Genomic DNA, 13,045 nt, shown 5'->3' on the forward strand with positions numbered 1-13,045 from the left:
CTCTCGGCGCACTCGGACGTCTGTGCGAGGAGAACTACGCGCTGCTGATGTCTCTTGTGCCAACAGTTTCGTCATTAAACGGGCGTTTCTGTGCTAATCCGTCCAACTATCCGCCGTTGGTGATGCTGGTGTCTCGCGACGGGCCCTATACCCAGCGCCTCTTTATGACTCACCTCTTCAGCGGGGATCAGGATGCGGCGCCAGTCAGTATCCCGGATGCACATCTGATCCTCTATCATGATGCACAGACTCTTGAGGTGGAACACTTCGGCAAGCAGATGATCCTCCCTGTCGACGGCCTCTATACTAACCCCGGTCTCTACCAGAAATGGCGTGCCAACCTCTTCCTGAATCGCTGGTTGCGCTTCTGCCTGTCTCATACCTATATGTTGACCGAGATCAATAAAGACAAATAAGATACTGATAAATATATAAAAAGCATATATTTTATTGTCTTAAAATTTTCCGCAAAATTAATTGTTGACTAATTTACTAGGTTATCGAATAATTACCTACAAGATAACTCGGAAATCATCCGTGTGGAGAATTGAATATGCGTTTATCAACTAAAGGTCGTTATGCAGTTACCGCAATGCTGGATCTGGCACTGCATGGTGAAAAGGGTCCGGTAACCCTGGCAGACATCTCTGAGAATCAGGGTATCTCTCTCTCTTACCTGGAGCAGCTGTTTGCTTCTCTGCGTAGCAAGGGTCTGGTTCGTGGTGTACGTGGTCCAGGTGGCGGTTACTATCTCGGACGTGAAATGAACGAGATCACCATCGCCAACATCATCTGTGCAGTCGATGAGTGGGTGGAGTTTACCCGCTGCCAGGGCAAGAGTAACTGCCGTGGCGGACAACGCTGCCTGACTCACTCCCTGTGGGATGAGCTGAGTGAGCAGATTTACAACTTTCTTGAAGGTATCACCCTCGGTGACCTGGTCAAGCGCGGCGACATTCTCGATGTTGTTAAATCACAGCGCCAGGACAAAGAGGGAATGCGCGCCGTCATATAGCCTCAGCAGAGCCAGCGAACCAGATGATAAGCCCGCTGGCTCTCTGATGAAAACGATGGTCCATATACGACTGCGGCATGAATGCCGCGGTCGGGATCATGACCTGCAAGAGCACTCTGCTCATCCTGCATCTCACTGACACAACCCTCTGCAAAGCGCTTCCTGTTTTTACGTTTGCTTGAAACTAGTGCGAATACTGTTGCTTGTACACGTGCATCAGGGTCAACGGGAAAGGGTGTCATGAGACCGCTATTTACTCATCTTCGATCAGCAGGCTCAGTTCATCTCTGTCAATACTTGCACGTTGACCGGGCAGCAGGGCGACGATTTCCGAGCGCTTGTTGATGACAGTCATGGGAATCTGGCAGGTTTCCACCGGGGTCAGGGCAATTGCATCGTGCTGATAAGCTCCGCCAGTGGTTATCTCGATACCGACAAGATCTCCAGGCCTCAGAATGCGTACGATTCGCGGCGTGCCATCGTGGAGATACTGTACCAGCTTGACCAGTCCTGAGCGCACCGTGTAGACATACTCGGGGGCGCTCTCCAGGTGATAGAGTGCATCGCCATGTTTATAATCGGTCTCGTGGATGGGATTATGGATATGCACGAAATCATCGTGCTCAAGGTCCGCAAAGAGCGCCAGGTGACGAATGCCACAAGTTTCGCATTTCTCAGCGCCCGACCATGCTGTTTCTATCTTGTCCTGTTTCATAATTGCCTGGTTACCTTATTATCCCGACCAAGTGGGCATTGATTAATTAGCATACTCTTCTCGCAGGTACCTTGAGTTGCTGTAATTTCTGTAATGCCTCTACCTTAGTTACATTTTCACCTTGTATCAATTGACATACAAGCCAAATGATATGGGCGCTGTTTTGTCCATTATTGTCTGTGTCCGCTATACAGTGATGCAAACAGGCCGCCTTGTTGCATCAGATGCTTGTGATGTCCATCTTCCACGATTCTGCCATCCTCGAAAACCAATACCCTCTCAGCCTGCTGAACAGCACTCAGGCGGTGTGCAACGATGATGGTTGTGCGTCCCTCGAGGAAGTTTTCGAGCGCCTCGTGCAAGCGATGCTCGGTGGTTGTATCGAGTGCCGATGTTGCCTCATCGAGAATCACGACTTTTGGATCGGTCAGGAGCATGCGTGCAATTGCAAGACGCTGGCGTTGGCCGCCCGACAGGCGAATGCCATCATTGCCGACCAGGGTATCAAGCCCATCCGGCATTGCCTCGATTGTTGCTTTCAACTGAGCAATTTCCAGTGCATTTCAGAGTGTATCGTCATCGAGTTCGCGTCCCAGTGTCAGGTTGATGCGAACCGTGTCATTGAGAAGGGCAGGGTGCTGGAGAACAGAGGCGATATTGTCCCTGACAATATCAAGACCGATATCGGTAACCGGAATGCCGTCGAAACAGACACTACCACTGTCAGCCTCGTAGAGTCCGAGAAGTATCTGCACCAGGGTGGTTTTGCCACCCCCGGAAGCCCCCACGACTGCTACTTTCTCACCAGCGGGAATATCCAGTGAGAGGTTGTTCAGAACCAGTTCTGATTCTTCATCTTCCTTGTTGCCATAGGAAAAATTGACCTGGTGCAGTTGTATCGAGACAGTCGATTTGCCTTCGAAAGGATTAATATTGTGCGCATAGCAGGGCTCCAGCGAAACATCAAAGAGATTGTTGATGCGTTCCAGTGCTGCCTTTGCCCCGTGCCATGCATATTGTACATTCAGCACTTCCTGGACAGGGCCCATCATGAACCAGAGATAGGCAAAAACTGCCAGCATTTCGCCTATTGTCAGGTCGGAGTAGAGCACCATGAACATGCTCACTGCCCGGAACACATCGAAGCCGAAAAGGAAGATGACAAATGAGAGGCGTGATGCGGCGTCACTCTTCCATGCGAAATTGGCTGAATCCTCGCGAACCTTGCCAGCCACCTCGATGATGCGCCCGAAATAGTGTTTCTCGCGATTGGATGCCCGAATCTGCACGATGGCATCGAGGGTTTCCGAGAGCGATTCCTGAAAAAGCTGAAATGCGCTGTTTTCACGCCGTTACAATCGCTTGACCTTTCGTCCAAACAGGGTGGTGATATAGATAACCAGCGGATTAAGCAGCAGGATGAAGAGCGCAAGCTGCCAGTGCATCCACATCAGCACTACTGTTGTGCCGAGGATGCTGAGCACGGCGACCAGGGTTTTACTGACGCTGATGCTGACAAAGTCATCAAGTGCCTGCAGGTCGGTGACAAGGTGAGATGCAACTGTACCCGACCCGATGGTTTCGTATTCGGCCATCGAAATACGCTGTAAACGCTGTAGCAGGGTTCTGCGGATACGGAATATTACATCTTTCGAGATCAGTGTGAATTCGCGGCTCTGCCACACGCTGAAAATCAGTGATGACAGCCTCAGTATCAGGGTCACCGCGAGGACTATCAGTATATATAGAACGGGTCCGTGCCAGCTTTCAGGAAAATAGGGGTTGAGGAAGCCGATTACTGCCCCTGGTTTATCCAGCAATACCTCGTCGACCAGAAGTGGAATCAGTAGTGGTATCGGAACCGCCAGTGCCGTACCGACAATGGCGACAAGGTTTGCCACAAGCAGTTCGCGCCTGTGGCTTAACACCATCTTGACCAGACTGTTCCAGCTGTAGGTCTGCGCCGGGGTTGTCTTTGTTTTTTTCATGCGCCCGATTGTAGCACTGTGCCGGTAGCAGCCATCCACGAAAATATCATGGCGTGATCTAATCCTGTTAGCCTATCGCGCATCTGCTAAAATAACCGGCAACATTGAACATGACGGGGGTCAGGAATGCAGGGCATTCAATCAATTCTCAAAACTGCGGGTGCCGCTTCTTTACTGAGCGCTACACTTATATCCAGTGTTATTGGAGATGACCTGCGAGATGTCTACGACCAGGCAAAATTGAATGACGCGCAATATCGTGCTGCCGGTCACACGCTTGAGGCGAATCGTGAGGCCAAGCCATTTGCCAAATCAGGTTTGCTTCCGTCGGTGATCCTGAATGCGGGCACAAGGTATGGCAATGGTGATTCCTATACAGGTTCTGATCATACGGCTTCGGCTCAACTCGATCTGACCCAACCCCTTTTTAACCGCGAACATTACATGCAATACAAGCAGGCTGACAGCATTATTGCAAAGGCTGAGGCTGAGTACTCGACTGAAGAACAGGGATTGATCATTCGCGTTGCCGAAGCCTATTTCAACGTGCTTGCAGCAGAAGATAACCTGCAGTTCACACGTGCAGAGACCAAGGCGATTTTCAACCAGCTCGACCAGGCCAAGCAGCGTTATGAAGTGGGACTGATCGCGATTACCGATGTGCACGAGGCACAGGCTTCATACGACAATGCCCGTTCGAACCAGATACAGGCGAATAATCTGCTCGAACAAACCAGGGAGGCATTACGTGTCATCGTTGGTGGCAGCACAGGGGAACTCGCAAAGCTCAAGCCCTCGATTCCACTCAGGCGTCCGAACCCGTCAAGCCTGGACTACTGGAGCAAGCAGGCACTGGACAACAATCCCGCTGTGGATGCTGCTCACCAGGCAGTTGAGATTGCACGCAAGGAAGTCGAGGTTAAGCGATCCGGCCATTACCCAACACTTGACCTGGTCGCATCGAAATCCGAAACCTGGGATCACCCATCATTCGGAAATGACCGGAGTAATGAGGAGATCGGGTTGCAGCTGACCCTGCCCATTTACCTGGGTGGATCGGTCTCTTCCAACGTGCGCAAGACACGCCATGAACTCAAGGCGGCAATGGAAAATTACGAGGGTCAAAAACGCGCAGTTACCCAACAGGTCAGGGATGCGTACCGTGGTGTCGAGACTGCCATGAGCCAGGTCAAGGCACTGCAGGCGTCGAAGGTCTCTGCCCAGAGTGCACTGGATGCAACGGTTGCAGGTTACGAGGTTGGAAGCCGTACACTGGTTGATGTACTCAACGCCCAGCGTGATCTTTACCAGGCACGTAGTAATCACGCAAAGGCACGTTACCTTTATGTTCTCAATGGTCTTTATCTTCGCCAGGCAGCAGGTAGTCTTGGCGAAGCAGATCTCGACAGCGTCAATACGCTGTTGAAATAAGTTGTTGTAGTGAACCAGCTACTACTGATCGGGGCTGGTGGCGCACTTGGCGCAATCGGACGTTACTGGATGTCGACGCTCGTCTACCAGCTTGCAGGACGTGGCTTCCCGTGGGGAACCCTGGTAGTTAACTTGATTGGTTCACTGTTGATGGGAATTTTCTATGTGCTACTGGTTGAGCGTCTCGCGAGCAACGGTGATTTGCGAGCCTTGCTGATGATTGGTTTTCTAGGTGCATTCACTACCTTTTCGACCTTTTCCATAGAGACCCTGATGCTGATCGAGGAGGGCGCGTTGCTGCGTGCTACCGGAAATGCGCTGGTCTCAGTGGTTGGCTGTGTCATGGCAGCCGGGGTAGGCATTATGCTTGCAAGGAGTATCTGATGTCCAGTGTCCGTCTTGTCAGAATCTATCTCACCGAAGCAGGTGATCACCTGCATTCATTGCTGGAGAAACTCCGTACACAGGAGACCCTGCGTGGCGTGACCGTGTTCAGGGGGATTGCGGGATTTGGTGACTCAGGTAAACTGCATGCCGCGTCCCTGGTCGACCTGTCACTGGAACTGCCAGTTGTTGTGGAGTTCTTTGATACGCCGCAACGGGTTGAACAGGTACTTGAAGATCTTGCCGATGACCTGCCTGCAGGGCATGTGATCAGTTGGGATGTAGAACTTAACGATTAATTACGGATATTCAGGGCAGACTAATGCTTGACCCAAAGCGTTTACGCGCACAACTTGAGGCCACTGTTGATGAACTCGCACGTCGCGGATTTCAACTCGACACGGCGCGTTTTACCGAGCTCGAGGAGCAACGTAAATCACTCCAGGTAAAAACCCAGGAGCTGCAAAACGAGCGTAATAGCCGTTCGAAAGAGATCGGAAAGGCGAAGGCAGCCGGTGATGATATCCAGCCGCTGCTCGATGCTGTCGCAAACCTTGGTGACAAACTCAAGCAAGCCGACAGTGCGCTGGACGAAGTGCAGAAAGAGCTCAATGCGATGCTCGCAGGCATACCCAATGTACCGCATCCCTCTGTGCCAGTTGGTAACGATGAGGAAGACAATCGCGAAGAGCGCCGTTGGGGTGAGTTGAAGAAATTTGAATTTGAGCCGAAAGACCACGTTGAACTGGGTGCTGCAAAGGGTGGCATGGATTTCGAGACAGCGGCAAAGATAACCGGTTCACGTTTCAGCGTTCTCAGTGGTCCATTGGCGCGACTGCACCGTGCATTAATACAGTTCATGCTGGACCTGCATTCAGGTGAACATGGTTACACAGAAAGCTATGTGCCTTATCTCGTCAACAAGGAGAGTCTTTACGGCACTGGGCAGTTGCCAAAATTTGAGGAGGAACTCTTCAAGTTGCAGGGTGATATGCCTTATTACCTGATTCCTACCGCAGAAGTGCCGTTGACAAATATATTGCGTGACGAAATCATCGATGATGCAGATCTACCATTGAAGTATGTTGCACATACACCCTGTTTTCGCAGTGAGGCGGGTTCATATGGTCGCGATACACGCGGCATGATTCGACAGCACCAGTTTGAAAAAGTCGAAATGGTGATGGCAGTTCGGCCACAAGACTCTTACCATGAACTGGAAGAGCTGATCGGAAATGCCGAAACCGTGCTGCGCAAGCTTGGTTTGCCATACCGTGTGGTTACACTCTGCACTGGCGATCTGGGTTTCTCATCAGCCAAGACTTACGACATCGAAGTCTGGCTCCCCGGGCAGCAGGCCTATCGTGAAATCTCTTCCTGTTCCAATTTCGAGGACTTCCAGGCACGCCGCATGCAGGCACGCTGGCGCAATCCTGAAACAGGAAAGCCTGAGCTATTGCATACGCTGAACGGTTCCGGACTTGCAGTGGGTAGAACGCTTGTAGCAGTGATGGAGAACTACCAGGACAGGCACGGCAATATCCTGATTCCTGATGCCCTGCAGCCTTATATGAATGGGCTGAAGCATATTTAAACGTCATTCGTCATGCCGGACTTGATCCGGCATTCAAGAGGTCGTGCACTATTCTAGAAAGATCCCGGGTCAAGCCCGGGGTGACGAAAAAGAGGAGACGGGCCTCTTGCATCTGATTGAATTGCACTGCCGGAAAGGCAGTGGATTTACTTTTTCGGAATCAGCTCGCTGATCTGCTTGACCAGTTCAGGGTCATCCCACTCAACACCACCGAACAGCGTGTAGCGGATCTTGCCTTCTGTATCGATAATGAAGCTCGAAGGTGCAGCAAAAACCTGCCAGGCACCGATCGAAGCACCGCTCTCGTCCATCAGGATGGTGAATTCAGGTTTGACCTCTTCGACGAAAGCCCTGACTTCGGCCTCTGTCTCTGCCATATCGACGGCGAGTATCTTGAAGTTCTCTTCTCCAAGTTGCGCCTGCAGGCGGTTCATCGATGGCATTTCGGTGCGGCAGGGAGCACAGTAGGTTGCCCAGAACTGCACCATGACAACACGATCCCTGTAGTCTGCAAGGTTGTGAACCTTGCCGTCCAGGTCGGTCAGTTCCAGTGTTGGCGTCAGGTCACCCGTGTAAGGCTTGAGGCTGCCAATACCGGCAATTGCGGTTGCCGAGAGCAGCAGTAGTACTACAATTTTCAGCAGGGTTTTCATTCTTCAGGTTCTCTCAGGTAGAAAAGACCAGCCTTGATAAGTCCGGCAAGTTGAAAGGTGACAGTCTCCTCAGGCAGGTTGGCGTCCTCGCGCTTGAAGAAGTAACCGCGCACACTCGGAATGACTTTGCTATGCACGGTGCTTCCACCTGCGCTGAGTGAGTCTGTGAGGTGTTTGACGCCCCAGCGATTGGGTGTGCGCCCACCTTCGAACAGCATCAGGTTGAGTTTTGTCTTGCCGACTGATTCTTTATAAACAGGCGGCATACCGGGTTGTGGCTTGCCCTGATTGAGGCGTGGAAAAAGCAGGATGGCACCCTTCAGCCTGTTATCGTCAGGATGGAGTTCTTCCCACAGGGCAACACCACGCAAAAGCAGGTCGGTATCAGGACCGCTTGCGATCAGGTAGATTTTCTTATCACTCTCGGCAACAGCCTTGTCGAGCAGGACGATAACATCTTCTGATGCGATTGATTCGACACTGCTCTTGAGTTTCGGCAGCATGTACCCGGATAACATGTCGGGCATCCACACTTCCACACCATCTTCGGACAGGGCCTTCGCAGTCTCCTCTTCATGGAGGCCCGAACCTGCGTCACAGGCAAAACCAAGCAGCAGTCTGTCTCCGTCAGCGGGGAAGACACGGACCTCGATCTCTGTTCCGTCGGGCATTTCAATTTCACGCAGCTCAGACTCCAGCTCGGCACTCAGAGGTGCAACAAGCGAAATTGTAAATAGCAACGTGACCAGATATTTCAATAAGTAGCGCATAGGATTGTTTGAATCGTTGCAGTACAATAGTTCGAATGAAGTATCTCAACAAAGAGACTGCTTCGGCCTTGACCAATATCAATAATTACTAATATATTAATGATAGCATAGATCAATTATAGATAACGGGTATTCTACATGCCAGTCACCAGAAATTTAATTGCGGCACTCATGTTTATTGCTCCACCATTTGCTGCTGCAGAGACCGCAACATTTGTTAGCATGCCCGAAGAAATGACCTTGGCAGTTGAACTGGATGCAGATATTGAGAGGGGCAAGAAGCTGTTTGCACTTTGTGCCACCTGTCATTATGAAGATGGCCTGGGTAAGGCGGACGGCAGTTTTCCTTCGATAGCGGGACAGCACAAGAGTGTTGTTATCAAGCAGATGGCCGACTTCCGGGCCGGTAACCGTGATAACCCGACCATGATACCTTTCTCGGATGCCGCCACAATCGGTGGTGCCCAGGCATTGGCAGATGTGGCTGCTTATATCGCCAGTCTTCCGGCAAATCCTGAACCGGGTCAGGGGAGTGGTGAAAACCTTGATACCGGTGCTGCACTGTTCAAGGAGCATTGCGTTCTATGCCATGCTGATTATGCAACGGGAAGCGCTGATTTTGCATTTCCACGCTTGCAGAGTCAGCACTATGCTTATCTCAATCGGCAGATGCAGTGGATTCGTGACGGCCATCGTCGCAACCCGAATCCGGAGATGAAAAGGCGTCTGTCGTTGATGAATGATGCGCAGATCGATGCAATTGCCGACTACATTTCACGCATCAAGCTTGATTAAGCGGGCGCTTATCCAGCTGTCGCGTTATTTGGCAATCCACAAGATAGCCGCATCCTCATGGCGTTTTGGCACAATGCGGTTCATCAGCACGACACCAGCAGGTGTACGCCACTGGATCATCTCTGATGAGAAGTCCAGGGGCTGGCCTTCAGCCTTGACCTGGATTTCCATCTTTTCTACTGCCAGATCGTGATAGGCGAGTTGGTAAACAACTTTCAGTGCCTGAAGCGAGTTATCACTGAAAAAAAGTGACATGTGCTGGGAAGGCAGTTCGTTGAAGGCTCCAAGCGAGGCCTGGCATAGACGATCGCCAAATTTGGTTTTCCTCTCTTCACAAACAAATTCGACGTCCGGAAACTGTTCGATAAACAGCTCCTCGGTGATATCGGCACCGAGATTTTCGATCTTCAAGCTGATTGTGTCTTTGCCAAACAAGTTGAGCATCATCTGGTCGTAGCTGAGACGGCCATGCTCGGTCATGATGAGCCAGTAGAGCGGCGATATGACGAGGACGATCAGAAACAGGGTTCTGACCGGTTTTGGCAGGTTCGGGACTGTTGACTGACTCATGGGGATCGTTTCTCGGTGGTGTCGGTTTTGCGGTGGCTATTCTGACAGAGTGGTGACGGGCTGACTATAGCTAATTGGATACTGGCCGGCCCGGTACGGGATCTACCCCCTGACCATGGCGATCAACAGCGCTACAAAGAGTACAACTGCCAGAAGAATGATGGCAAAACCGCGCCAATCGGCACTGCTGCCTTTAGGGCCATTCTCCATCTGGTCCTTTGCCGCCGGCCACAGTCGCCACACCATCATCAGCAACAGGATCGCAAAGGTAATCTTCAGAAAGAGTTCCATTTATCTGTTTCCCCTGAAATGAGAACCCCGGCCTTAAGCCGGGGTATATTTTATATCCTGCTATCGATTAATCGTCGGACATGATGCCGAGAAGACTCAACAGGTGTATGAAGATGTTGAAGATGCTCAGGTAGAGTCCATAGGTGGCCATAATGTAGTTGGTGTCACCACCATTGATGATACGGCTGGTATCAAACAGGATAAATCCGCTCATCAGCAAAATGACTGCACCTGAAATTGCCATTGAGAGTGCAGGCATGTTGAAGAAGAGGCTGGCGACGATGGCGACGATCACGGCAATCATGCCGGCGAACAGGAAACCACCGAGAAAGCTGAAATTCTTGCGGGTGGTGAGCGCATAGCCCGACAGTGCAAGAAAGATAATGCCGGTTCCAGCAAATGCAGTACCGATGATTTGGGGACCTTTAGGCAATTGCAGGTAGATGCTCAGCAGAGCTCCCAGGCCAAAACCCAGCATGCCGGTGATGAGGAAGATGACACCGATGCCGGATGTTGAATTGGCAGTGCGGGGCAGTACGAACATGCCCAGCACCATGGCGCCGATGACGCTGATCATGTATGCCATCGGCGGCATCTGCAGAAAGAGTGAAACTGTTGCCATGACCGCGCTGAATAAGAGCGTGGCGGATAGCAGCATATAGGTATTTTTCAGTACCTTGTTGGTTGACAGTACCTGTTCCTGTGAACGTGGTGCACTGATTACACGACTCATGTCATAAACTCCGTTGTCTTCGATTGAATTGATTCAATAGTGGTTAGAATATCCTGTTTGCTGCAAAGTTCAATAGCTATCCTTAATGCCATGGCAATTTACAGGGGATTTGGTTCTAGTATGGTGGAGGATGACTAATTTATCAAGTTTTCAGCACCTTGTTCATCCGATTTTGCTGATAATTCTAGCAAATTGCGTGGTTTTCCCCAGCCAGGAATAGAATTATGAACTTTATATGTAACTACAGACTGCAGAGGTGGTCAGATCAGTATTTGCAGATTATGATACAGATTATATTTCCTAACACTACAGTTACAAAGGCGCCATGAATACGAGCGATCAGAACAGTTATTCCTATATGAATTTGATCCTTTGTCTGGCAGTTATGCTGCTTATGCTGACTGCTTGCGGTGGCGGTGGCGGTGGCGGCACAACGCCGCCCGCTAATATTATTCCAAATGCAGTCGCTGGTGGCGATCAGCAGGTCACAGAAGGTGATAGTGTCACCCTTGATGGTACTGCGAGTAGTGACGCGGATGGAACCATCAACGGTTATGCTTGGCTGCAAATTTCAGGGACCAGTGTCGGGAGCCTGAACGATGCAGGTGAGGGTAAGGTGAGTTTTACAGCGCCCAATGGTGACCATGACCTTACTTTTCGGTTGACTGTGACGGACAATGACAGTGCAAACGACACTGATACTGTCAATGTGGCAGTTTCGGCTCAGAGTGTTTCAAACCTTGCCCCCACAGCCAATGCCGGAGATGACGTTAGTGCTGACGAAGGTGATGCGGTCTCCCTGGATGGTCGTGCAAGCAGCGACAGTGACGGTACCATTGATTACTATCAATGGTCGTTGTTTAGTAAGGACACCGGGGAAAGTGATCCGGTACTGACAGATGCAACAAGTGCGGAGGCAACAGCCACTCTTCCTGGGGCAATGGCAGTTGATACGGTTTATACCTACAAGTTGACAGTGACGGACAATCTCGGAGCTACAAATTCGGATTATGTCGATATCATAGCGAATGCAAATCCCGTTGCTGGCCAGACCGTCAGTGGTTCTATTGCGATTCCGCCTGGTAGCCGTGTAGACATTGATACTCTGGATCCACACGATACGCTGGTTCCAGACAACGATACGATTGGAACAGCACAGTCGATGCCCAATCCAGCCGTGATAGGTGGTTATAGCAGCAACCCTGATTTTGGTAATCCCGATGATTAATACGACTACTACTCCGCAACGCTAACAGCAGGCGAGGCAGTTTCCTTGCTGATCGGGCGTAAATCAGAGGCTGATCTTGACCTTTACCTGAAGACTCTCGGTGGTTCAATCGTGGATGCGTCGATCAGTTATGACTCGGACGAAAGTGTCACGGTACCGTCCAGTGGAACCTACATCATCGAAGTTCATGCATGGTCAGGCGCATCTGCCTATCACCTAGTCATCGGTGAGAATGCCACCACTGCAGTAGCGTCAAATGGTTATCGTCTGAGCGATGACTTTGTCACTGACGAAGTCCTTGTCAAACTTAATCCCGTTAAAGCGGGCGTTGAACCGCAGGTTGACAGTAATTTGGCGAGCAATCTCGGCATGGTTAAGAAGGCTGGTCAGGCGGGTGATATTCAGCTCTATAGAGTACAACCACAAAAATATCTTCAGATACTTGCCGACTCACAGACGTTTAGCAGCAAGGCTGCGAATATGAGTGAAAATATCCAGCAGAAGTATGAACTACTCACTTCAATCAAATTGTTGGCATCTGATCCGTCGATTGACTATGCAGAGCCGAACCGGATTCTCAAGCCGTTGGCTGAACCCGGAGATACTCATTATCCAAAACAGTGGCACTATCCACAGATTGGGCTTCCGACAGCATGGGATGAGAGCTATGCCTCTTCAGCAAAAATTGCCGTGATCGATACAGGCGTCCTCTTGTCGCACCCGGATCTTGACGGCCAACTGACCACTGAAGGTTATGATTTTATCAGTAGCACATCGATCAGTGCGGACGGCGATGGTATTGATAATAATCCCGATGATCCGGGTGATTCCGAAAGCCCCGGGATTTCGAATAGTAGCTTTCACGGTACCCATGTTGC

At 50.8% G+C, this 13,045-nt stretch carries 16 protein-coding genes and 1 pseudogene; 9 read left to right on the plus strand and 8 right to left on the minus strand.

The window, feature by feature from the left end; all coding sequences use genetic code 11:
- Both BOW51_RS02450 and BOW51_RS02455 read left to right on the plus strand, forming a co-directional pair.
- Window positions 1-416, plus strand: a 416-nt coding sequence (locus tag BOW51_RS02450; protein WP_078476276.1) for a DUF1249 domain-containing protein, incomplete at its 5' end; no start/stop codon positions are given.
- 137 nt (window positions 417-553) lie between these two features.
- Window positions 554-1,015: an Rrf2 family transcriptional regulator gene (locus BOW51_RS02455; protein WP_078476277.1), complete on the plus strand. Its 462-nt coding sequence runs from the start codon at window positions 554-556 to the stop codon at window positions 1,013-1,015.
- Between the two features lie 2 nt (window positions 1,016-1,017).
- On the opposite strand, the gene BOW51_RS02460 is transcribed toward BOW51_RS02455, so the two are convergent.
- The 3 genes and pseudogenes from BOW51_RS02460 to BOW51_RS02470 form a co-directional block, all read right to left on the minus strand.
- The gene (locus BOW51_RS02460; protein WP_078476278.1) at window positions 1,018-1,257 is read right to left on the minus strand and encodes a hypothetical protein; all 240 of its coding nucleotides are present in this window, start codon (window positions 1,255-1,257) and stop codon (window positions 1,018-1,020) included.
- An 11-nt stretch (window positions 1,258-1,268) separates the two neighbouring features.
- Entirely contained in the window at window positions 1,269-1,730 is a 462-nt protein-coding gene (locus BOW51_RS02465; RefSeq protein ID WP_078476279.1) for a Crp/Fnr family transcriptional regulator, read from the minus strand.
- A gap of 170 nt (window positions 1,731-1,900) precedes the next feature.
- A pseudogene (locus BOW51_RS02470) lies at window positions 1,901-3,718 on the minus strand (ABC transporter ATP-binding protein).
- Window positions 3,719-3,844: 126 nt separating this feature from the next.
- Here BOW51_RS02470 and BOW51_RS02475 point away from each other — a divergent pair.
- Genes BOW51_RS02475 through serS form a run of 4 tightly spaced genes read left to right on the plus strand, consistent with a single transcriptional unit; the run spans window position 3,845 to window position 7,127 of the window.
- Window positions 3,845-5,149: a TolC family outer membrane protein gene (locus BOW51_RS02475; protein ID WP_078476280.1), complete on the plus strand. Its 1,305-nt coding sequence runs from the start codon at window positions 3,845-3,847 to the stop codon at window positions 5,147-5,149.
- 9 nt (window positions 5,150-5,158) lie between these two features.
- The gene (gene crcB, locus BOW51_RS02480; protein WP_078476281.1) at window positions 5,159-5,533 is read left to right on the plus strand and encodes a fluoride efflux transporter CrcB; all 375 of its coding nucleotides are present in this window, start codon (window positions 5,159-5,161) and stop codon (window positions 5,531-5,533) included.
- Window positions 5,533-5,832: a DUF190 domain-containing protein gene (locus BOW51_RS02485; RefSeq protein ID WP_078476282.1), complete on the plus strand. Its 300-nt coding sequence runs from the start codon at window positions 5,533-5,535 to the stop codon at window positions 5,830-5,832. The genes crcB and BOW51_RS02485 overlap by 1 nt, the downstream gene beginning before the upstream one ends.
- A 23-nt stretch (window positions 5,833-5,855) precedes the next feature.
- Window positions 5,856-7,127: a serine--tRNA ligase gene (gene serS, locus BOW51_RS02490; RefSeq protein WP_078476283.1), complete on the plus strand. Its 1,272-nt coding sequence runs from the start codon at window positions 5,856-5,858 to the stop codon at window positions 7,125-7,127.
- Window positions 7,128-7,273: 146 nt separating this feature from the next.
- Here serS and BOW51_RS02495 read toward each other — a convergent pair whose 3' ends face one another.
- Window positions 7,274-7,780, minus strand: coding sequence for a TlpA disulfide reductase family protein (locus tag BOW51_RS02495; protein WP_078476284.1), 507 nt, complete (start codon window positions 7,778-7,780; stop codon window positions 7,274-7,276).
- Complete coding sequence (locus tag BOW51_RS02500; protein ID WP_167367221.1) at window positions 7,777-8,520, minus strand: alpha/beta fold hydrolase; 744 nt, start codon at window positions 8,518-8,520, stop codon at window positions 7,777-7,779. Before BOW51_RS02500 ends, BOW51_RS02495 begins: the two co-directional genes overlap by 4 nt.
- 168 nt (window positions 8,521-8,688) lie before the next feature.
- Here BOW51_RS02500 and BOW51_RS02505 point away from each other — a divergent pair, with 168 nt between their 5' ends.
- Window positions 8,689-9,345: a c-type cytochrome gene (locus BOW51_RS02505; RefSeq protein ID WP_078476286.1), complete on the plus strand. Its 657-nt coding sequence runs from the start codon at window positions 8,689-8,691 to the stop codon at window positions 9,343-9,345.
- Between the two features lie 24 nt (window positions 9,346-9,369).
- Here BOW51_RS02505 and BOW51_RS02510 read toward each other — a convergent pair whose 3' ends face one another.
- The 3 genes from BOW51_RS02510 to BOW51_RS02520 form a co-directional block, all read right to left on the minus strand.
- A complete protein-coding gene (locus tag BOW51_RS02510) occupies window positions 9,370-9,915 on the minus strand; it encodes a hypothetical protein (protein WP_078476287.1) in 546 nt (181 codons plus the stop codon).
- 102 nt (window positions 9,916-10,017) lie between these two features.
- Complete coding sequence (locus tag BOW51_RS02515) at window positions 10,018-10,206, minus strand: hypothetical protein (protein WP_078476288.1); 189 nt, start codon at window positions 10,204-10,206, stop codon at window positions 10,018-10,020.
- 67 nt (window positions 10,207-10,273) lie between these two features.
- Complete coding sequence (locus tag BOW51_RS02520; RefSeq protein ID WP_078476289.1) at window positions 10,274-10,939, minus strand: Bax inhibitor-1/YccA family protein; 666 nt, start codon at window positions 10,937-10,939, stop codon at window positions 10,274-10,276.
- Between the two features lie 385 nt (window positions 10,940-11,324).
- Here BOW51_RS02520 and BOW51_RS02525 point away from each other — a divergent pair, with 385 nt between their 5' ends.
- Both BOW51_RS02525 and BOW51_RS02530 read left to right on the plus strand, forming a co-directional pair.
- Window positions 11,325-12,167 (plus strand): PKD domain-containing protein, encoded by an 843-nt coding sequence (locus BOW51_RS02525; protein WP_135568012.1) that lies wholly within the window; start codon window positions 11,325-11,327, stop codon window positions 12,165-12,167.
- Window positions 12,168-12,212: 45 nt separating this feature from the next.
- A partial coding sequence (locus BOW51_RS02530) for a S8 family serine peptidase (RefSeq protein WP_153039621.1) occupies window positions 12,213-13,045 on the plus strand: 833 nt, incomplete at its 3' end.

This window comes from Solemya elarraichensis gill symbiont, assembly GCF_002021095.1.
GTDB lineage: Bacteria > Pseudomonadota > Gammaproteobacteria > Chromatiales > Chromatiaceae.

Coding starts and splice junctions, on each gene's coding strand:
- BOW51_RS02455 (WP_078476277.1), top strand. CDS start 554: ATGCGTTTATCAACTAAAGGTCGTTATGCAGTTACCGCAATGCTGGAT.
- BOW51_RS02520 (WP_078476289.1), bottom strand. CDS start 10,939: ATGAGTCGTGTAATCAGTGCACCACGTTCACAGGAACAGGTACTGTCA.
- BOW51_RS02525 (WP_135568012.1), top strand. CDS start 11,325: ATGCTGCTTATGCTGACTGCTTGCGGTGGCGGTGGCGGTGGCGGCACA.
- BOW51_RS02485 (WP_078476282.1), top strand. CDS start 5,533: ATGTCCAGTGTCCGTCTTGTCAGAATCTATCTCACCGAAGCAGGTGAT.
- BOW51_RS02475 (WP_078476280.1), top strand. CDS start 3,845: ATGCAGGGCATTCAATCAATTCTCAAAACTGCGGGTGCCGCTTCTTTA.
- BOW51_RS02495 (WP_078476284.1), bottom strand. CDS start 7,780: ATGAAAACCCTGCTGAAAATTGTAGTACTACTGCTGCTCTCGGCAACC.
- BOW51_RS02460 (WP_078476278.1), bottom strand. CDS start 1,257: ATGACACCCTTTCCCGTTGACCCTGATGCACGTGTACAAGCAACAGTA.
- BOW51_RS02465 (WP_078476279.1), bottom strand. CDS start 1,730: ATGAAACAGGACAAGATAGAAACAGCATGGTCGGGCGCTGAGAAATGC.
- BOW51_RS02505 (WP_078476286.1), top strand. CDS start 8,689: ATGCCAGTCACCAGAAATTTAATTGCGGCACTCATGTTTATTGCTCCA.
- BOW51_RS02515 (WP_078476288.1), bottom strand. CDS start 10,206: ATGGAACTCTTTCTGAAGATTACCTTTGCGATCCTGTTGCTGATGATG.
- serS (WP_078476283.1), top strand. CDS start 5,856: ATGCTTGACCCAAAGCGTTTACGCGCACAACTTGAGGCCACTGTTGAT.
- BOW51_RS02510 (WP_078476287.1), bottom strand. CDS start 9,915: ATGAGTCAGTCAACAGTCCCGAACCTGCCAAAACCGGTCAGAACCCTG.